This window comes from Aeromonas allosaccharophila (assembly GCF_000819685.1).
Taxonomy (GTDB): domain Bacteria; phylum Pseudomonadota; class Gammaproteobacteria; order Enterobacterales; family Aeromonadaceae; genus Aeromonas; species Aeromonas allosaccharophila.
Map to the genome: position 1 here is coordinate 52091 of NZ_CDBR01000095.1, position 18969 is coordinate 71059.

The 18969-nt window shown below is 61.9% G+C and carries 15 protein-coding genes and 1 pseudogene; 9 read left to right on the forward strand and 7 right to left on the reverse strand.

The features are described 5' to 3' along the window. Positions 1 to 150: 150 nt before the first annotated feature. The 4 genes from BN1115_RS16995 (at position 151) to BN1115_RS17010 (ending at position 3693) form a co-directional block, all read left to right on the forward strand. A complete protein-coding gene (locus BN1115_RS16995) occupies positions 151 to 627 on the forward strand; it encodes a L,D-transpeptidase family protein (RefSeq protein WP_042059638.1) in 477 nt (158 codons plus the stop codon). Between the two features lie 164 nt (positions 628 to 791). Beyond that, positions 792 to 2318, forward strand: a complete 1527-nt coding sequence (locus BN1115_RS17000) for a YjjI family glycine radical enzyme (protein ID WP_042658077.1) — start codon at positions 792 to 794, stop codon at positions 2316 to 2318. A gap of 10 nt (positions 2319 to 2328) precedes the next feature. After that, on the forward strand, positions 2329 to 3231 hold the full coding sequence (locus BN1115_RS17005; RefSeq protein WP_042658078.1) for a YjjW family glycine radical enzyme activase: 903 nt from the start codon (positions 2329 to 2331) through the stop codon (positions 3229 to 3231). Between the two features lie 138 nt (positions 3232 to 3369). Beyond that, entirely contained in the window at positions 3370 to 3693 is a 324-nt protein-coding gene (locus BN1115_RS17010) for a DUF1820 family protein (RefSeq protein WP_042059647.1), read from the forward strand. A gap of 63 nt (positions 3694 to 3756) precedes the next feature. Here the strand turns inward: BN1115_RS17010 and BN1115_RS17015 are convergent, their stop codons facing one another. From BN1115_RS17015 to BN1115_RS17025, 3 genes are all read right to left on the reverse strand, one after another. Beyond that, entirely contained in the window at positions 3757 to 4689 is a 933-nt protein-coding gene (locus BN1115_RS17015) for a LysR family transcriptional regulator (protein WP_042658079.1), read from the reverse strand. A 163-nt stretch (positions 4690 to 4852) separates the two neighbouring features. After that, positions 4853 to 6049, reverse strand: a complete 1197-nt coding sequence (locus BN1115_RS17020; RefSeq protein WP_042658080.1) for an amino acid aminotransferase — start codon at positions 6047 to 6049, stop codon at positions 4853 to 4855. A 140-nt stretch (positions 6050 to 6189) separates the two neighbouring features. Then, positions 6190 to 6465 (reverse strand): metal/formaldehyde-sensitive transcriptional repressor, encoded by a 276-nt coding sequence (locus BN1115_RS17025; RefSeq protein ID WP_042658081.1) that lies wholly within the window; start codon positions 6463 to 6465, stop codon positions 6190 to 6192. A 71-nt stretch (positions 6466 to 6536) separates the two neighbouring features. On the opposite strand from BN1115_RS17025, the gene dmeF reads away from it, so the two are divergent. Next, on the forward strand, positions 6537 to 7499 hold the full coding sequence (gene dmeF, locus BN1115_RS17030; RefSeq protein WP_042658082.1) for a CDF family Co(II)/Ni(II) efflux transporter DmeF: 963 nt from the start codon (positions 6537 to 6539) through the stop codon (positions 7497 to 7499). 56 nt (positions 7500 to 7555) lie between these two features. Here the strand turns inward: dmeF and BN1115_RS17035 are convergent, their stop codons facing one another. Continuing rightward, the gene (locus BN1115_RS17035; protein WP_042658083.1) at positions 7556 to 7969 is read right to left on the reverse strand and encodes a hypothetical protein; all 414 of its coding nucleotides are present in this window, start codon (positions 7967 to 7969) and stop codon (positions 7556 to 7558) included. A gap of 262 nt (positions 7970 to 8231) precedes the next feature. Here BN1115_RS17035 and pulA point away from each other — a divergent pair, with 262 nt between their 5' ends. After that, the gene (pulA, locus tag BN1115_RS17040) at positions 8232 to 12266 is read left to right on the forward strand and encodes a pullulanase-type alpha-1,6-glucosidase (RefSeq protein ID WP_042658084.1); all 4035 of its coding nucleotides are present in this window, start codon (positions 8232 to 8234) and stop codon (positions 12264 to 12266) included. A gap of 210 nt (positions 12267 to 12476) precedes the next feature. On the opposite strand, the gene BN1115_RS17045 is transcribed toward pulA, so the two are convergent. Then, positions 12477 to 14936, reverse strand: coding sequence for a zinc/cadmium/mercury/lead-transporting ATPase (locus BN1115_RS17045; RefSeq protein ID WP_042658085.1), 2460 nt, complete (start codon positions 14934 to 14936; stop codon positions 12477 to 12479). Positions 14937 to 15122: 186 nt separating this feature from the next. Between BN1115_RS17045 and tpx the strand changes: the two genes are divergently transcribed. Next, positions 15123 to 15623, forward strand: coding sequence for a thiol peroxidase (tpx, locus tag BN1115_RS17050; RefSeq protein WP_042658086.1), 501 nt, complete (start codon positions 15123 to 15125; stop codon positions 15621 to 15623). Between the two features lie 59 nt (positions 15624 to 15682). Here tpx and BN1115_RS17055 read toward each other — a convergent pair whose 3' ends face one another. Beyond that, on the reverse strand, positions 15683 to 16498 hold the full coding sequence (locus tag BN1115_RS17055; protein WP_042658087.1) for a type 2 periplasmic-binding domain-containing protein: 816 nt from the start codon (positions 16496 to 16498) through the stop codon (positions 15683 to 15685). A 144-nt stretch (positions 16499 to 16642) separates the two neighbouring features. Between BN1115_RS17055 and BN1115_RS17060 the strand changes: the two genes are divergently transcribed. Then, positions 16643 to 17872: a DEAD/DEAH box helicase gene (locus BN1115_RS17060; RefSeq protein WP_042658088.1), complete on the forward strand. Its 1230-nt coding sequence runs from the start codon at positions 16643 to 16645 to the stop codon at positions 17870 to 17872. 2 nt (positions 17873 to 17874) lie between these two features. Here the strand turns inward: BN1115_RS17060 and BN1115_RS17065 are convergent, their stop codons facing one another. Then, positions 17875 to 18705 (reverse strand): CPBP family intramembrane glutamic endopeptidase, encoded by an 831-nt coding sequence (locus BN1115_RS17065; RefSeq protein WP_042658089.1) that lies wholly within the window; start codon positions 18703 to 18705, stop codon positions 17875 to 17877. 122 nt (positions 18706 to 18827) lie between these two features. Between BN1115_RS17065 and BN1115_RS22415 the strand changes: the two are divergent. Next, positions 18828 to 18969: pseudogene (locus BN1115_RS22415) on the forward strand (IS110 family transposase); the annotation flags it as partial.

Below are 18969 nucleotides of genomic sequence, written 5' to 3' on the forward strand. Positions count from 1 at the left end.
GTGTCGCCGCAGTTGCAAGATATGTTTTACCGGGCATATTGAGTATTGATGGCGATCCAATATCATGGCGCTCGCTCGCCGCTCGGCGGGCATAGTTCAGATGATCTGGTAACAAGAAAAGCCCGCACCAGAGGCTTGTCGAGGGATGGAATGAGAGCCGTATTACTGTGTTTGTTGGGGCTTTGGCCCGCACTGAGTTTTGCCAACCTGTCTGCCGACATGGTGATAGTCAAGAAGTCGACCTATAGCCTGACCCTGATGAAGGATGGCAAAGAGGTGAAACGCTACTGGATTGCACTGGGCCCGGCGCCCAAGGGGCACAAGCAGCAGGAAGGGGATCAGCGTACGCCGGAAGGGCGCTACACCCTCGACTACAAGAAGACCAATTCCGGCTACTACAAAGCCATCCATATCAACTATCCGAACCTGGATGACATCAAGCGAGCCAATGAGCTGGGGGTGCGTCCGGGTGGCATGATCATGATCCACGGCCAGCGCAACAGCATTGGCAACCGCAGGGTTCAGCCCTCCAACTGGACCAACGGCTGCATCGCCATGCTCAACCACGAGCTGGACGAGGTGTGGAGCGCCATCGAACCGGGCACGCCCATCATCATCGAGCCCTGATCCGCACAACGGGGGCATTGTCGGCAGACAAGGCCCCCGTTGTGTTTGGGGTGTGATCGTCTCTTGCGGATGTCCTTTTGAGACATTCGTATTGTTGTGAATGTCACTTCAAAAAAAGCCTGCAAACGGTGAGGATATGGGCTCTGTCCGTGAAGGAGTGTCCCATGTCTTTGACCGAAACCTGTCAGCGCATCGTGCGCGATCCCCATCTCTCCGCAGCCCAGAAGAGCCATGCGCTGGCGCTGGCCGCCGAGAATGCGTTGCCCTACCCCGACCTGCCTGCCGCAGTCGCCGAGGCGATGGAGCAGGGATTTATCTGCGACATGTTCGAAGGGCATGCCCCCTACAAGCCGCGCTATGTGCTGCCGGACTATGAAAAATTTCTGACTCAGGGCTCTGCCTGGCTGGAGCTGGCGGCGCCGCAGGATTTCGACGAGGCGCTCAACGCCCTGCGCATCCTCTATCACCATGTCCCCTCCGTTACCGGCATGCCGGTCTGGCTGGGGCGGCTCGACCATCTGCTGCTGCCGTTTGTCGGCGAGCTGGATGACGAGGCCCTCTATCGCAAGCTGAAGGGATTCTGGGTCTATCTGGACCGGGTGCTGCCGGACGCCTTTATGCACGTCAACATCGGGCCGTATGACAACCGTATCTGCCGCCTGAACCTGCGCATCGACAACGAGCTCAAGCAGGTGGCGCCGAACCTCACCTTCTTCCACGATCCGGAGCAGACCCCGGACAGTCTGCTGTTGCAGGCGGTGAAGAACATCGCCGAGTGCAGCAAGCCGCACATCGCCAACTACCCGATCCACCGCGATACCTTCGACAACCGTGGCTTTGGCATCGTCAGCTGCTACAACGCCCTGCCGCAGGCCGGTGGTGCCAATACCCTGGTGCGCATCTCCCTCAAGCGGGTCGCCGAGCAGTGTCAGGGGATCGATGATTTTCTCGGTTGCCTGTTGCCCCACTACTGCCGCCTAGCCTCCCAGTTGATCGAAGCGCGCGCCGCTTTCCTCCATGATGAGTCAGGTTTCTTCGACAGCTTCCTGGTGAAAGAGGGGCTGCTGGATGAGGATCGTTTCGTCCCCATGTTCGGCATCTACGGCATGGCGGAAGCGGTCAATATCCTGATGGATAAAGAGAACCTGCCGGATCGCTACGGCCACGGCGAGGAGGCGAACCAGCTTGGCTATCGCATTTCGGCCCAGCTTTCCGCCTATGTGACCAGTACCCCGCAGACCCACGCCTGGGGTGGTCATGCGCTGCTGCACTCACAGGGTGGTCTCAGCATCGATGTGGCTGTCACCCCCGGGGTGCGCATCCCCTACGGTCATGAGCCGGATCCGGCCAGCCATGTGCTGGCGCTGGCGCCGCACCACACTTATTACCACTCGGGGATCAGCGAGATCCTGACGCTGGATCCCACCATCCGCCAGAACCCGCAGGCGCTGTTGCAGCTCTGCAAGGGTGCGCTCGCCATCGGTATGCGCGAGTTCACCGCCAACGTGGCCGACAGCGATCTGGTACGGGTGACCGGCTACATGATCCGCAAGAGCGATGTGGCACGCTTTGCAGAAGAAGGGTCGCGGTTGCAGACCACCTGTCTCGGTGCCGAGGCGAGTGAAGTGACCGCCATTCGTCAGCGGGCACCGCGAGTGGTCGCCCACGAATCGACCATCTGCGAGTATTGAGTTCGTCCTGATGGCTGATGCTTTGCCAACACGCAGCGCCCTGGTGAGCAGGGTGCTGCCGTTCTCCTGTGTCGACGGGCCGGGCAACCGGCTGGTGCTGTTTCTGCAGGGCTGCAACTTTCGCTGCCCCGGCTGCCACAACCCGCACACCATAGGGCTGTGCGACGATTGCGGTGACTGCCTCGGGGTCTGCCCGAGCGGCGCCCTCTCTCTGGATGAAGGCCCCCCTGGCAAACGCAACGTGCGCTGGCAGGCGGCGCTCTGCACCGATTGTGATGCTTGTCTGGATGCCTGCCCCCGCAGCGCCAATCCCAAGACCACCACCATGACGGTGGCTGAGGTGCTGGCCCTGCTGCGCCGCTACGGCCCCTTGCTCAGCGGGATTACCGTCTCCGGTGGCGAGGCGACCACCCAGCTCCCCTTTGTGGTTGCCCTGTTTGCCGCCATCAAGGCCGCCCCGGATCTGGCCCATCTCGGCTGTCTGCTCGACAGCAACGGTTCGCTGGCCGAAACCGGCTGGCAGCGGCTGCGGCCGGTGCTCGACGGCGCCATGCTCGATCTCAAGGGGTGGCGCGACTCGGTGCACCTCTCCCTGACCGGCTATGGCCGCGAGCGGGTTCTGGCATCGATGCAACTGTTGGCACGCCACGGCAAGCTGACCGAACTGCGGTTGCTCCACGTGCCGGGCAAGAGCGATTTTCTGGATGCGAGTGGTGAGCTGGACGCAGATCTCGCCGCGTTTTTGCAGCAGCTTGGGCCTGTGCCCATTCGCCTCAACGGCTTTCGCCACCACGGGGTGCGGGGGGAGGCGGCGCAATGGTCAGAGGCTAGCCAAACCGAGCTGGAACTGCTGGCCAGCCGCTTGCGCGCAGCTGGATTGGGGCCGGTCTCACTGCCTGCCCTGATGTGCTGAGTGGCTGCGTCATCCGGTGACCGTTATGGCGTGAGGAGCAGCATGGAAAGGCCGTAACTGTGATTTCTGTCTATTGGAGGGGGCGAGAACGGCGGCTAGAATAATGGCCATCTTCTTCCCCCTCAATGACAGATAATCATGAGTGAAAGCAAGGCGTTATATCGGGTTCAGTTTATTTGCCACAGCGAGCGCTACGAAGTGTATGTGCGCGAAGTCAATCAGGGCTCGCTGTTCGGTTTTATCGAGATTGCCGACTTTGTCTGGGACAACCACACGGCGCTTATCGTCGATCCCGGCCACGAGAAGCTAAAGAGCGAATTTGCCGATGTGCGCCACACCCTGATCCCCATGCATCAGGTGCTGCGCATCGATCAGGTCAGAAAGCAGGGGGCGGCTCGCATCACGGAGCTGGGCAGCAACGTCGCCTCCTTCCCCAGCCCCATCTATACCAAACGCCCCTGATCCCTCATTGCCGTTGATGTTTCGCTGCGGCGAAACATCAACTTCTTCTCGCTGTCGCCCGGCTCAGGGCTCAATCAATTCGCGACCCAGTTGCAGGATCCGCTGGCGGAACCAGTGGCGGGCCGAACCGTCTCCGGCCGGGCCATACCAGACCAGACTGTGGCTCACCTTGCCGTAATCGAACGGTGCCGGGCGCAGCACCAGATCCGGCTGATTGGCCATGCAGGCCGCCCAGCCACCGATGGCGGTGAGGATCAGGTCGGTCTGGGGCAGCAGGGCCGCCGCGCTGGCAAAATCGGGCAGGGTGGCGCCAATCTGGCGACGCACCTGCTGCTGGGCCAGGCTCTGCTCGAAGAAGGGGTTGGCCAGCTCCTGATCCCGGATGGCGATATGGCGCCAGCCCAGGTAGGCATCGAGATCCCAGGGCTTGGCCAGCGCCGGGTGATCTTTGCGCAGCAGGCAGACCAGTTTTTCTTCCCGCAGGGTCTCCCACACCAGCCCCGGCTGGCGCGGCAACGGTTGGCTCTGGTCATGAGGCAGAATCACGAAGTCGAGTTTGCCCGCCGCCAGTGCCTCCAGCCCCTGCTCATCCTTGTTCCAGATCTCCGGCACCATGCCTGGTACCTCTTTCATCAGCTGACCCAGAATGGGGCCCACCGGCCAGGTCATCACGCTCTCGCGCAATCCCAGCCGCAATGTGCCCTGCCACTGCTGCGGGTTGAAGGCGTTCTGGCGAGTGAGGCCGTTCAGCTCCCCCAGCAGCCGGTGCAGGGTCGGGGCCAGTCGCTCGGCCATGGGGGTGAGCAGCAGCTGGTTGCCTTGGCGGTAGAGCAGCTGATCCCCCAGCAGATCCCGCAGCTGGTTGAGGGTCTTGCTGACGGTGGAAGGAGTGGTGCAGAGCCGCTCGGCAGTGCGGGTGACGCTCTGGTTGTCGAGCAGCAGATGCAGGGTGACCAGATGGCGACCTCCCAGCCGAGAGAGAGCGATCAGATCCATGGTGGCTCCTGAAATTGATGAAGATAAACAGGCTCGGGATCAGGGAGATTTAGCATGACCCGCTGGCATTCTCTCACAGCCGGGGGAGGGTGAGCAGACCCATCAAGAGGTGATTGCGAACGCAACAGACAAAAAAGCCCCGCGTGAGCGGGGCTGGAGCGGATTAGCCCTTGAGCACCGCGGCCATGGCGTCGGCCACGTAGTCGACGTTGCGGCTATTGAGGCCTGCCACGCACATGCGGCCAGAGCGCACCAGATAGACGGCGAACTCCTCGCGCAGGCGATCTACCTGCTCCGGGGTGAAGCCGGTGTAGCTGAACATGCCGCGCTGGTTGATGAAGTAGCTGAAATCACGGCCCGGTACCTTGGTGCTCAGCACCTCGAACAGCTTCTGGCGCATCCCCTTGATGCGGGTGCGCATCTCGGTCACTTCATCGACCCACAGGGCGTGCAGCTCGGGCTGGCTCATCACCGCCGCGGTGATCTGGCCGCCGTGAGTAGGAGGGCTGGAGTAGTTGCGACGCACGGTGGCCTTCATCTGGCCCAGTACCCGGCTCGCCTCTTCGGCATCTTTGCAGATCACCGACAGGCCGCCGCAGCGCTCGCCATAGAAGGAGAGGTTCTTGGAAAACGAGTTGCTGACGAAGAAGCTGACACCGGCGGCCACCATGGCGCGGATGGCGTAGGCATCCTCTTCCAGCCCGTCACCGAAGCCCTGATAGGCGATATCCATAAAGGGGATCAGGTTCTTCTCGACCACCAGCGTGATCACCCGATCCCACTGGGCGCGGGAGAGATCCACCCCGGTCGGGTTGTGGCAGCAGGGGTGCAGCAGCACGATGCTCTTGGCCGGCAGAGTGCTCAGGCAGTCGATCATGGCATCGAACTGCACGCCGCCGGTGGCCGCATCGTAGTAGGGGTAGTCGTGCACCTTGATGCCGGCCCCCTCGAACATCGCCTTGTGGTTGTCCCAGGTCGGATTGCTGACCCACACCTCGGAGGTCGGGAAGTAGCGCTTGAGCAGATCGGCGCCGATCTTCAGGGCGCCGGAGCCGCCGATGGTCTGGATGGTGGCGATACGTCCCGCCTTGACCGCTTCATGGTCGGCACCAAACAGCAGGTGCTGCACCGCGGTGCGGTAGTTGGCGGCACCCTCCATCGGCTGGTAGGGGCGCGGCGCCGGGGTGGCAGCGCGCTGGGCTTCGGCCTGCTGCACTGACGGCAGCAGCGGAATGCGGCCCTGCTCGTCGTAATAGAGGCCGATCCCCAGGTTCACCTTCTGCTCGCGGGTGTCTTTGTGGAAGGTCTCGACTAGCGTCAGGATGGGGTCGCCAGCATAGGCATCGACGTGTTCAAACATGGGGGATCCTTGAAATTGACTGTCCAGTAAAACCGGCTGTCAGCCGGGCTGGACATCATGGCGTAAAGCTGGCGGTGGCTCAAGCCCGACGCTAGTCGAGCCTGAAGGGATGGTGCCACTGGCAGGCAGTGCCACCTTGATCACTTCAAATAGGATCGCAGGACGCTGACCACCTGATCCAGATCCTCCAATCGCTCGGTCGGGGTGGCATCGGGGGCGCCGAGATGCTCGCGCATATGTCCCTCCAGCACCTCCAGCATCAAGCCGTTGACGGCGCCGCGGATGGCGGCGATCTGCTGCAAGATGGCGGCGCAGTCGCTCTCCTGCTCCAGCGCGCTCTCCAGCGCACCGGTCTGTCCCTTGATGCGGCGCACCCGTGTCAGCAGCTTCTTTTTGTCGTGAATGGTGTGGGACATGACGGATCCTCTCGATCGATAAAACTATACTGGGGTATAGTATATTGCATCATCGCTCTCAGGAGAAATCCATGTCATCCCTCGCTCAATCCCACTGCCATCAACCCGTCATCCACCAGGGCAATCCGCTGGCCGAACAGAAGACCCGCTGGGCCGTATTGCTGACCGTCATCATGATGGTGGCGGAGATCGGCGGCGGCTGGTTCTACAACTCCATGGCACTGCTGGCGGATGGCTGGCACATGAGCTCCCACGCGCTGGCGCTCGGTCTCTCGGTGCTGGCCTATCGCGCTGCCCGCCACTTTGCTCGCGACCACAGATTCAGCTTCGGCACCTGGAAGATCGAGGTACTGGGGGGCTTCACCAGCGCCCTGTTGCTGGTGGGGGTGGCCGGGTTGATGCTGTTCGAGTCGGTGTTCCGGCTGCTCGATCCCAGCCCGATCCACTATCAACAGGCGATTGCCATCGCGCTGGTTGGGCTGCTGGTGAACCTCGCCTGTGCCTGGCTGCTCAAGGATGATCATGGTCATCACCACCACGGCCATGGGCATGACCACCATCATGATCATCACGACCACGATCATCATCATGACCATGATGATCACCACGGTCATCAGGATCTCAACCTGCGCGCCGCCTATATCCACGTACTGGCGGATGCAGCCACCTCGGTGCTGGCGATCCTGGCGCTGGTGGGGGGCATGTTGTGGGGGGCAGACTGGCTCGACCCGCTGATGGGCATAGTCGGCGCCGGACTGGTGGCGGTATGGGCCTGGGGTCTGCTGCGCGACTCCGGTCGGGTGCTGCTGGATGCCGAGATGGATACCCCGCTGGTGGCGGAGATCCGCGAGGTCATCGCCGAACTGCCGGGCACCGATATCCGTGATCTGCACGTCTGGCGGGTAGGGCAGCAGCAGTATGCCTGTGTGCTCTCTTTGCTGATGGTCAATCCGCTGCCGGCGCAGCAGATCCGCGAGCGGCTGGCGATCCATGAAGAGCTGGTGCATGTGACCATCGAGATCGCCAGCGCATAGGATAAATAGCGGGGGCCGTTGGCCCCCTTGGTTTCAGTGCCGTTGGCTCCCTGATGTCAGTGCGGTTGCCCGCTGATCTCCTCCTGGGGCTTGTGTTGCCACACAGCACCGAGCAGCAGCTTGAGCAGCAGTCCGGGCGGGTTGTCCAGCAGCTTGCCCGACTCCAGCAGCAGCTGGCCATCGGCGCGAAACCCGAGGCTGGCATCGATGGTGCCATCCTCCGAGACCACCTGGATCAGGCCATGAAGGGCTGAGCGCTCACCGGGCTGACAGCGCAGCCGCAGTTCGCGGGGTTCCCCCAGCAGGGTGAAGGCGCGGCTCAGCGGGGGCGAGTCTTCATAATCGGGCCAGTTGAAGAAGTGATACTGCTCGGCCAGGGCGCCCGCCTGCTGGCAGAACTGGTCGAACAGCTGCCCGATCGCCTGATACTCCTGATCGAGTCGTTGTGCCTGCTCTTCAATCCGTTTCATTGTTTACTCCTTGTCTATCCACTTGATCAGACATTGCTTTTCTGACCCCGTGACTGCCGTTTTCCAGATATGAGGCCAAATGGCCGCGAGGTCTGTGAGCCGGATCGAAGTTTCAATCTGAAAACGTTATCTTGTTGAAACTGGATGGTTTTTTTGCCCTTCCGCTCACATTTGAATCGATTGCCGCTGATTAATATGGCACCGCCTGGCAACGACCGGGTGCTCGACTATCGAGACTAACTACAGCGGGAATTATAAAAATATGGATATGAAAAAGACCAAAGTGGCGCTGGTAACAGCCTCACTGCTCGCGCTTTTGTCTGGCTGTAATGACAACAGCACATCTACTTCTACACCTGAACCTTCTGACGGGCCTGTCGCTCGTCTACCTAAAATGGATCCCCCCAATGAGCTGCTGCAAGCAGGCCCCAACGAGGTGGTCATTGCACTGGTGGATACCCAGTCGGCAGCCAAAGGGGCCAAGGCACCGTTTGACAGCCACAGCCTGCACCTTTGGAACAACGACGCCTGCAAGGCAACGGCTGACAGCGGCCTGAATACCGGGTGGGATGACAAGAGCAAGACGCCCGCCACCGCCGACAGCTTTGGTCCGGCCTGGGTGGTGCCGCTCAACAAGGTGGAAGGGTGCATCAACTTCATTGCCCGTAACGGCGATCTGGCAAACCTGACTGGTAGCGACATGAAGGTGATCTTCAGTGAGCACCCGGATCGCACCGTGGCCATCGTTGCGGGCAAGAAAGATCTGTTCGGCAGCCGTGCCGAGGCTTTTACCGCCGCCTTCGGGGTGGCGGGTGCCAGCGCCCATCTGATCGATGGCAATACCCTGATCTGGCAAGGGGGCAAGGACAAACCCCACGTGCGCCTCTATTACACCGACTCGGGCACCATCAAGGCCAATGCCGATGGGGTGTTCGATTTCCCCTATGTCACTCTGACCGCGACCAGTCTGACTGCCGAGCAGCAGGCCAAATATCCGCACCTCAAGGAGGCAGCCGCCTTTGCCCTGCCTGCCGGGAAAGATCTCAAGCCCCTGCTCAAGGGCGAACTGGTGGCTATCGGCACCGATGCTGACGGTATCCTGCAGGGGGCAACTCTGGTACAGAGCGCCGGAGCCCTCGATGCGCTCTATGCCCCCGAGGCGACCAAGCTGAGTTATGGCGCTGTGGTGGAGGGCAACCGGGTGACCTTCCGACTCTGGGCGCCGACCGCCAAGTCGGTCAAGCTGGCCCTCTACAACGCCAGCCACCAGAAGAGTGGTGAAGTGGCGATGACCTTCGACAGCGCCAGCGGCAGCTGGAGTTACGAAGGGGGCAGCGAGCTGGTCGGCCAGTTCTACCGCTACGACATGGAGGTCTACCACCCGCTGAGCCGCAAGGTCGAGCACTATGAGGTGACCGATCCCTATTCGCTCAGTCTGGCGATGAACTCCGAGTTCAGTCAGGTGGTGGATCTCGACGATCCTGCCTTGAAACCGGAAGGGTGGGATAGCCTCAAGGCGCCCCACAGCCAGCAGAACCCTGCCGATATTACCATCTATGAGGCCCATGTTCGTGACCTGACCGGTAACGATGCCTCCACCGATGAAGAGAAGCGCGGCAAATTTGTCGGCCTCACCCAACCCGATTCTGTACCGGTCAACCATCTGAAAGCGCTGGCAAAAAGCGGCGTCAGCCACCTGCACCTGCTGCCGGTGTTCGATATCGCCACGGTCAACGAGGATCCGGCCAAGGTGGCCAATATCGGCGATGACTTCAGCAAGCTCTGTCAGGTCAATCCGGATGTGAAAACATCCCAATTTGGCACCTACTGCGGTGGCGGCCAGACTGTCGGCCAGGTGCTGGATGCTCTCAAGTCAGATGACGGCAAGGATAATCCGCAGGTGCAGGAGCTCTCCGGCTATCTGCGCGGCGTCGACTCCTTCAACTGGGGTTATGATCCCTACCACTACACCACGCCGGAAGGCTCCTACGCCACCAACGCCGAGGGGACCAAACGTATTCTGGAGTTCCGCGAGATGGTCAAGGCCATCAAGCAGAACATCGGTATGAACGTGGTGATGGACGTGGTCTACAACCACACCAACGAATCCGGGCTCGGCCCCAAGTCGGTGCTCGACAAGATCGTGCCCTGGTACTATCAGCGCCTCAATCCTGAGACCGGCTCGGTCGAAAACTCCACCTGCTGCTCCAACACGGCGCCGGAACACGCCATGTTCGCCAAGCTGATGGATGACTCCCTGGTGACCTGGGCGCGTGACTACAAGATCGACGCCTTCCGCTTCGACCTGATGGGCCACCACCCGAAAGATCAGATGGTGCAGGCGCTGGCCGCGGTGAAGAAGGTCAATCCCGAGATGTACTTCTACGGCGAGGGGTGGAACTTCGGCGAGGTTCAGGATGACAAGCGCTTCGTGCAGGCGACCCAGAGGCATCTGGGCGGCACCGGCATCGGCTCTTTCTCCGACCGCTTGCGCGATGCGGTGCGTGGCGGCAGTCCGTTTGATGGTAAAGATGCCATTCGTGAAACCCAGGGCTTTGGCAACGGCGCCTTCATCGATCCTAACGAAATGAGCAAGGTGGAGCTGGCAACAGCCTTGCACCAGTCCGATCTGGTGCGCCTCGGCATGGCGGGTAACCTCAAGGAGTTCGTGCTGACTGACAAGGATGGCATGCCGAAGAAAGGCGCCGAGATTGACTACAACGGTCAACCTGCCGGTTATGCCCAGGATCCGGTGGAAGTGCAGAACTATGTCGACAAGCACGACAACCAGACCCTGTTCGACAACCTGATCTACAAGGCACCTGCTGGAGCCGATCTGGTGCGGATGCAAGGGGTATCACTGGCGACGGCCATGCTGGGGCAGGGCATTCCCTTCACCCACGCCGGTGTCGAGCTGCTGCGATCCAAATCCATGGAACGGGACAGCTATGACTCGGGCGACTGGTACAACAAGGTTGACTACACCCTTGCTGACAACAACTTCGACAAGGGGTTGCCGCGCAAGGACAAGGATGGTGACAACTATCCGCTGATCGAGCAGGTGCTGGGCCAGCATGTCAAGCCGGGCTCGGCCGAGATGGCGCAGATGGTGAGCTTCTATCAGGAGCTGGCGGAACTGCGCAACTCTTCCCGTCTGCTGCGTCTGGGCAGTGGCGCCGAGGTGATCAAGCGGGTCGACTTCCGCAATACCGGCCCGGATCAGGTGCCCGGCCTTATCGTCATGACGGTGGATGATGGTGCCAGCGTAGGGGCGGATCTGGATCCGGCCATCGAAGGTCTGGTGGTGATGATCAACGCCAGCAACCAGAGCCAGAGCATCGGCGACTTCCGTGACGGCAACGATCAGCCGATCGATCTGAGCGGTATGGTGCTAAGCAGCAAGCATCGCGCTGTCGACAGCATCGCCAGCGGCGCCGCCTATGATAACGGCCAGCTGACGCTGGGGGCCTGGTCTGCCGCCGTGTTCGTCAAGCCGCAGTCTGGTGCACAGGGCGCGGGCCTGCCGGTCAGCAAGAAGGCCGACCTGAGCACCCTGCCACCGTTTGGCAACACCGATGTTTATCTGAAGGGGTTCCTCGATGAGTGGGGCAACACCAACCAGATGACCTTCAGCGGCAACTTTATGTACGAGTTCACTACCGAGGTGAGCACTGACAAGCTGGGTACCACCAACGTAAAGATCGCGGACGCCAGCTGGGGGCCGGTCAACTACGGCAGCTGCAACGCCGGTGACAAGCTGGTGGTTGGCACTCCGCTGACTCTTTGCAAGGGGGGAGAAACCGGCAATATCGGTGTCGATCTGGCCAAGGCTGGCAGCTACAAGTTTGTCTTTACCGCCATGAACAAGGACAAACCGACCCTGAGCGTCAGCTTCACCGAGCCGGTGCAGAGCTGCAAGGTGCTCGATACGGTGGCGGGCAATCCGCTCGGCTACAACCTGTTCGTCAAGGGTGAGCTCTCCGGCTGGGGAGCCCAACCTCAGTACCAGCTGAGCTACAAGGGGATGGACGGCGATCTCGCCATCTATCAGGCGGCGTTCAACTACGCCGGCAGCACCGAGTTCAAGGTCGCCAACGAGGACTGGAGCAAGGAGTACCTGCTCAACGGTGGCGGCGCGGTGAACGCTGAAACCGGCTATTCGTTCGCCTTCTCCAAGGGGGGCAGTGCCAATAACAGCATCACCTTGCCGCAGGGGCTGTGGAGTGTGCTGGTGAAGGTTGACCCGGCTGGCGTCAAGGCAGGTACTGCCGTCATTCAGGAGTGCAGCGTCAAGTAAGCAAACCATTGAGTCCGGGGGATGGCTCGGCGCCCCCGGGTTGAATTCCACCTTGCCAAGGGTGGGATAACTCCGAGAGAGTAAGCAAAGCGCGACTGCCGATCGGCAGGCGCGCTTTTTCTTTTACGGGGTGCCGTGAGAGAAATGAGAGGAAAAAGAAAAGCCGTCCCGGTTGGGGGACGGCTTTTGGCTGTGATGCCATTGGCTGGCTTAACGCTTGCGCAGCAGCCGCAGGGCGTTGGCGGTCACCAGCGCGGTGGCGCCGGTATCGGCCAGTACTGCAATCCACAGACCGGTGATGCCGAGCAGACTGGTGACCAGGAAGATGGCCTTCAGTCCCAGCGCCAGCGCGATATTCTGGTGAATATTGGCCAGTGCCGCCCGCGACAACCGGATCATCGCGGCGATGCCACCGAGCTGGTTGTGGGTCAGCGCCGCATCAGCGGTCTCCAGCGCCACGTCGGTGCCACCGCCCATGGCGATGCCGATGCTGGCCCGCTTCATGGCGGGGGCATCGTTGATGCCATCGCCGATCATCGCGACTTTCTGCGAGCTGGCGAGCTTGGCGATCTCTTCCACCTTGTTCTCCGGCAGCAGACCGGCGCGCCAGCCCATGCCCAGCTCGGTGGCGATCGCCTCGGCGGCGTTGGGGTTGTCACCGGTCAGCATGATGCTGTTGAGCCCGAGCCGGTTGAGCTCTTGCAGCGCGGCCGCCGCTTCCGGTCGGATCTGATCCCGCAGCGCCAGCAGGGCGACCGGCAGCGCCTGGTCGCCGCTGCTCTGGCAGAGCACCACGACAGTTTTGCCCTGCTGCTCCAGCGTACCAATCCGGGTCTGCTGTTCCGCATTCAGGGTCGCTACCCGGCTCGGTGCCAGCAGTTGCCACAGCTCGCCCTTGATGCGTCCCTCAACCCCCATGCCCGGCAGGGCACGCAGGTCGTGGGCGTCGGCCAGAGTCAGTCCCTGCTCGGTCGCGCTGGCGACCACGGCGCGGGCCAGCGGGTGGTGGGAACCCTGCTCGATGGATGCCGCCAGTGCCAGCTGCTGGGCTTCCGGCTGGCCATTGAGGCTGATCAGCTCGGTCAGCTGCGGCTTGCCCAGGGTCAGGGTGCCGGTCTTGTCAAACGCCACGGTATCGATATGGGCCAGTCGCTCCAGCGCAGCACCGCCCTTGATCAGCGCCCCCTGACGGGTAGCTGCTGCCAGTGCCGAGGTGACCGCTGCCGGGGTGGAGATAACCAGCGCGCAGGGGCAACCGATCAGCAGCAGCGCCAGCCCGCGATAGATCCACTCATCCCAGCTCTGGCCGAAGGCGAGCGGTGGGACAATGACGACCAGCAGGGCGATCAGCATCATGGCCGGGGTGTACCAGCGGCTGAAGCGGTCGATAAAGCGCTCGATGGGGGCGCGCTGACTCTCGGCCTCCTCGATGAGATGCAGGATGCGGTCGATGGCGTTGTTGCCCGGTTCGGACACCACTTCAAGACGCAGTACCCGATCGGCGGCCAGACTGCCAGCAGGCACCTTGTCACCCTGACGGCGTTCCACCGGAATGGATTCGCCAGTCAGGGCGCTCTCGTCAAACGCACCGAGCTCATCGAGCAGGCGGGCGTCGGCGGCCAAGCGGGCACCCGGGGCGATTTCGATGATATCGCCGGGACGCAGCTGATCGGCGGCTACCTCTTCCCGCACCTCCCCCTCGGCAGTGGTGCGGATCCGCAGCGCCTTGTCAGGCACCAGCGCCATCAGGGCGGTGACCCCGGCCCGGGCGCGTCCGGCGGCGTAGGCCTCCAGATGTTCCCCCAGCATAAAGAGCAGCAGCACCATGGCCGCTTCGGCGGTTTCACCGAGGAACAGGGCGCCCAGGGCGGCGACCGTCATCAGGGTCTCGATGGCGAAGGGGGAGCCGCTTTTGGTCAGCGCCCACGCCTTGCGGGAGATAGGCCACAGACCCCACAGGGTCGCCAGGGTAAACAGCGGCTTACCGATTTCGCTCGGTAGCAGAGCGGCGACCAGCATCAGACCCGCCAGTGACAGGGGCTGCCAATATTTGCCCAAAAAGTTGCCGAGCTCCTTGCCAAACATATTGCCGAGCAGGGTCGGTTGTGAAGCTTGCTCGCGGCCAGCGGCCTGCTTGCCAGCGCTTTCCCCCTTGAGCTGGAAACCGGCGGCCAGTACGGCGGCGGTGACGGGATCGGGGGAGAGGCCGGGGGCCAGATCCACTACCAGCTTCTCGGTGGCAAACAACACGCGCGCTTGCTGCACGCCGCTCACCCGGCTGACGGCGGTCTCGATCTTGCGAGCGCAGCTGGGGCAATCCATCCCCATGACTTGCCAGCTGTGGCGGCTGTTGCCTTGCACCGGCGCAACCAGCGGGTCGGCAGGTGGCATATCGTGCTCGTGATCATGTTCATGATCGTGAGCCGGCGATAAGGGTGCACTGCAGCACGCTTTATCGTGGCAACCTCCTCGGGGAGGCTCATCATCCCCGGGGGATTCATTACCATCACGGGATGCGTGCTCATGAGGCGTCGTGGCTGAGCAGCCACTGACGGGCGTAGCGTTGTCGCAGCAGTGGCTATTGTGGTGATGTTCACTCTGGCCGGAGGCCGCCTTGCTGACGGCCTTGATGGGGGCGGCGTGCTGATGATTGCAGCAGGATTTGCTCATGATGAGTCCCTCTTGATGGATCCCGCCCCTGCGAGATCCCTGATTACTGAGGGGGAGTCTAAACCTTGGTGTTAAGTCCAAGGTCAACCCCTTTTATTCCCCTGATGTTGTCGGGTGTTTGTGAGGACGTGACAGGCTTATACTGGAGCACAGATTTTTACTACACCAATAAAAAGGACATAACACATGAGCAACACAGTCACTCTGCAAGGCAATCCGGTTTCCGTCGCGGGTCACTTCCCGGTCGCCGGTGAGCAAGCCAAGCCCTTCTCCCTGGTGGCCAAGGATCTCTCCGATGTGACCCTGGCAAGCTTTGCCGGTCAGCGCAAAATCCTGAACATCTTCCCGAGCGTCGATACCCCGACCTGCGCCACCTCAGTGCGCAAGTTCAACGAGCAGGCCAGCGCGCTGGATAACACCGTTGTGCTGTGCATCTCCGCCGATCTGCCGTTCGCCCAGTCCCGCTTCTGCGGCGCCGAAGGTCTGGACAAGGTGGTGACCCTCTCCACCCTGCGTGGTGCGGCCTTCATGGAAGATTACGGTGTTGCCTTCTCCTCCGGCCCGCTGGTCGGGCTGGCCGCTCGCGCCATCGTGGTGCTGGATGGTGACAACAAGGTGCTGCACAGCGAGCTGGTCGCCGAAGTGGCCGACGAGCCGAACTACGCCGCCGCGCTGGCCGTGCTGTAAGGCTGCAAGCCATAAAAAATCCCGCTTCGGCGGGATTTTTTATGGGCGATATTCGCGATTCAGGGGGATTTGACGGCCTGTGGTAGTGGCTCTGAATGCGGTTGCCACTGCACATAGGGGAGATGCAGCTTGCTGTAGATCTCGGTCAGCTTGCCCGAGGCGGCAAGCTTGTCGATCGCCTCGCCAATGAAGCGGTCCATCTCGTCGCCAGCGGCTCCCTTGGCGATTATGAAGACATCCTCGAAGTCGCCGAAATGCTCCCGATGGATATTGGTCAGTTGCAGCTGGCGCAGCATCAGGTCAGCCTCCTCCTGCGCCCAGATAAAGGCGTCGATGCGACCACGAGAGAGCTTGCGCAGGGATTGCTCGATGCTCATGGATCGCTGGAGCGGGATAGGCAGAAACCCCGGGGTTGCTTCAATCAGCAGATCCCGCTTGGTGGGCACGATGCCGTAGGCCATGTCGGTGGTGACGGGGTAAGCCGTGTTGCTGTAGATGATATGGGTGACTTTGCCAAAGCTGCGGGTGCTGAAGCGATAGGGGAGCATCTCGGCATCCTGCAGATTGCGGATGGCGGGCAGACTGAAATCCGCTTTGCCGGCAATCACGCCAGCCATGGCGCGGGCGATGGGGTAGATGGTGATCTTGATGGTCACATCGGGGTAGAGATCATCGATGGCGTGCACCAGATCGACGAAGGGGCCAGTCTTGTCGGCATTGATCAGCCCCGGCAGCTCGCCAAGGTGGGCATTGAGAACGCGCACCTGTTTCGGTTGCTCTGTACCCTTGTCGCTCGCCGTCGTCTGCGACAGGCCGAGCGTCGCGCTGCCGAGCAGGGTAGCCACGAGCAGCAGGAGGGGGAGGTGTCTGGTCATGGCGGGTCTCTCTTGGCAAGGTGTCAGGTGAAGTGTAGTCAGCCTGCCGCCCGCACCGTGCGGTCGGTCCATGGTGGATAGGGTTTTACTTCTTTCCCCCCGCTCACTAGACTTCGCCTCCCACTTCTTTGTTGACGTAGCGCCATGACCTTTAGCGAACTAGCCCTCCATCCCGCCCTGTTGGCCTCTTTACCCGCCACCTTGCAGACGCCGACCCGCATCCAACAGTTGGCCATTCCGGCGGTACTGGCGGGGCAGGATCTGCTGGCGCTGGCCCAGACCGGCAGCGGCAAGACCCTGGCGTTTGGCTTGCCGCTGTTGCAGCGGCTGGATCCCGCTTCCAGTCTGGTGCAGGGGCTGGTGCTGGTGCCGACCCGCGAGCTGGCGATTCAGGTCACTGCTGCGCTAAAAGAGGGCGCCGAGGCGTTGGGGCTGCGCATCGTTACCCTCTGTGGTGGTGTGCCTCAAGAGCGGCAGCAGGCCGAACTGGCGCAGGGGCCACAGCTGCTGGTGGCGACGCCGGGGCGGCTGCGGGATCTGCTGACCCAGCAACTGCTGGGGCTGGATGGTCTGCAACAGCTGGTGCTGGATGAGGCGGATCGTCTGCTGGAGATGGGTTTTGCTCCCGACATCAAGGCGCTACTCGGTTTTATTCCGGCGGATCGCCAGACCCTGCTCTTCTCTGCCACCCTGCCTGCCGAGCTGGAGACGCTGGCCAACGGCCTGTTGCGTGAGCCAACCCGTATCGAGGCCAACCCCCTCAACAGCGTGGTGAACGAGATCGAAGAGCGGCTCTATCTGGTCAACAAGAGCAGTAAGGTGCCGGCGCTCATCAGCTTGCTCAAGGATCAGGCGTGGCCGCAGGTGCTGGTCTTTATCAGTGCGCGGGATGATGCCGACGGGGTTGCCAGAAAGCTGGCCAAGGCGGGCATTGCGGTGGCCGCCCTCCATGGCGAGAAGGAGCAGGCGGTGCGCGAGCAGGCGCTCAATGATTTCAAGGAGGGTCGGGTGCGGGTGCTGGTCGCCACCGACCTGATGGCGCGCGGCATTCATGTGGAGGCGCTGCCGGTGGTGATCAATCTGGACTTGCCCGCCAGCGCCCCTGTCTATGTACACCGCATTGGCCGGACCGCCCGGGCTGGCCGTGAAGGGCTGGCCATCTCGCTGGTCTGTCATGGCGAGAGTGACATGCTGCAAGCCATTCGTACCCTGACCTGCCGCGAGCTGCCGCTGGGCGATCTGGCGGGATTCCCGGTCACCGACCAGCCCGCCAGCGGGGAGGGCAAGCGCCCGGCTCGCGACAAGCAGGCCAATCGTCGCACGCAGGCCAAGCGCAGCGTCAAGGCGTTCAAAGGCAAGACGCCACGCAGCTGAGATCAGGCCCGTGCCAGCGGGTAGGTAAAGAGCGCCAGATGGGCGAAGTTGAAGGCGAAGTGGATCAGGATTGCTACGGTGAGTCGCCCGCTTAGCTGGAATGCCAGACCGTAGCAGATGCCCGCCAGCGTGGCGAAGAGAGCCAATAGGGCGCCACCCGCCAGATGACCCGCCCCGAACAGGCTGGCGGCCACCACTATGCCAATCCAGGGGCGGTAGCGTTCGGCCAGCCCTTGCTGGATCGCCCCCCGAAACAGCGCCTCCTCCGCCACACAGGTGAACAGCAGGTTGTTCAACGCGAACAACCACCACCAGTGAGGCAGCCCCACCTCCGGTTTCAGTGCCCCCAACTGCCAGGCGATGAGCAGCAGGGCGGCCAACGGCAGCAACAACAGGGCCAGCGGGCGCCAGAGGATGCTGCCTCCCTTGCCGAGCAACGTCGGGCAGGCCAGCAGCAAGCCAAAAAAGAGCAGCGGCTTGTCGAGGTTCAGATACATATTGAACGGCACGCTGGCGGGCCCTGCCAGCGCCTGATCCAGTACCTTGAGATTGCTGAATCCGGGGATCAGATGCAGGGTCAGCGCTACCGCCCATATCAGCAAGGCGCCCCATGCGATGGTACGGGCATGGCCGGGCAGTGAGGGCAGGCGCCAGGCCAGCAGCAGGGCAGCCAGTGTCACCAGCAGGGCGGTCGGGGTGATGCGAGTGAGCCAGAGCGCCAGCAGCAGGGCTACCCCCAGCAGCAGGAAACCGGGCCGCCATTGCCGTGCCAGACAGAGCAGGGTGGCCAGCGCCAGCGCTCCCCAGATCAGTATGTCGGGTAGGGGTAACATCGGAACTCCTTTGTAACAAAAGGGCCGCACCTTAGCTAATGGGATGGTCGCCCCTCCCCAAGACGGCATCTGAGTGCCAAAGTGGCGAATGTAAGTTCCCACTGATGAGAGAGGCGACCACCATGAAGGCTACGACTATCGGCATTGATCTGGCAAAACATCTCTTCCAATTACATGGCGTTGATCAACATGGCAAGACGGTCCTCAAGCGACAGTTGAAGCGGGATCAGATGCTCTCATTCTTTAGCAATCTTCCTCCTAGCC

What these genes read in the sequence shown, in the direction of transcription:
- BN1115_RS16995 (WP_042059638.1), top strand. Translation starts at nt 151, where the DNA reads ATGAGAGCCGTATTACTGTGTTTGTTGGGGCTTTGGCCCGCACTGAGT.
- BN1115_RS17010 (WP_042059647.1), top strand. Translation starts at nt 3,370, where the DNA reads ATGAGTGAAAGCAAGGCGTTATATCGGGTTCAGTTTATTTGCCACAGC.
- BN1115_RS17055 (WP_042658087.1), bottom strand. Translation starts at nt 16,498, where the DNA reads ATGACCAGACACCTCCCCCTCCTGCTGCTCGTGGCTACCCTGCTCGGC.
- BN1115_RS17065 (WP_042658089.1), bottom strand. Translation starts at nt 18,705, where the DNA reads ATGTTACCCCTACCCGACATACTGATCTGGGGAGCGCTGGCGCTGGCC.
- tpx (WP_042658086.1), top strand. Translation starts at nt 15,123, where the DNA reads ATGAGCAACACAGTCACTCTGCAAGGCAATCCGGTTTCCGTCGCGGGT.
- BN1115_RS17000 (WP_042658077.1), top strand. Translation starts at nt 792, where the DNA reads ATGTCTTTGACCGAAACCTGTCAGCGCATCGTGCGCGATCCCCATCTC.
- BN1115_RS17015 (WP_042658079.1), bottom strand. Translation starts at nt 4,689, where the DNA reads ATGGATCTGATCGCTCTCTCTCGGCTGGGAGGTCGCCATCTGGTCACC.
- BN1115_RS17025 (WP_042658081.1), bottom strand. Translation starts at nt 6,465, where the DNA reads ATGTCCCACACCATTCACGACAAAAAGAAGCTGCTGACACGGGTGCGC.
- BN1115_RS17045 (WP_042658085.1), bottom strand. Translation starts at nt 14,936, where the DNA reads ATGAGCAAATCCTGCTGCAATCATCAGCACGCCGCCCCCATCAAGGCC.
- dmeF (WP_042658082.1), top strand. Translation starts at nt 6,537, where the DNA reads ATGTCATCCCTCGCTCAATCCCACTGCCATCAACCCGTCATCCACCAG.
- pulA (WP_042658084.1), top strand. Translation starts at nt 8,232, where the DNA reads ATGGATATGAAAAAGACCAAAGTGGCGCTGGTAACAGCCTCACTGCTC.
- BN1115_RS17060 (WP_042658088.1), top strand. Translation starts at nt 16,643, where the DNA reads ATGACCTTTAGCGAACTAGCCCTCCATCCCGCCCTGTTGGCCTCTTTA.
- BN1115_RS17035 (WP_042658083.1), bottom strand. Translation starts at nt 7,969, where the DNA reads ATGAAACGGATTGAAGAGCAGGCACAACGACTCGATCAGGAGTATCAG.
- BN1115_RS17005 (WP_042658078.1), top strand. Translation starts at nt 2,329, where the DNA reads ATGGCTGATGCTTTGCCAACACGCAGCGCCCTGGTGAGCAGGGTGCTG.
- BN1115_RS17020 (WP_042658080.1), bottom strand. Translation starts at nt 6,049, where the DNA reads ATGTTTGAACACGTCGATGCCTATGCTGGCGACCCCATCCTGACGCTA.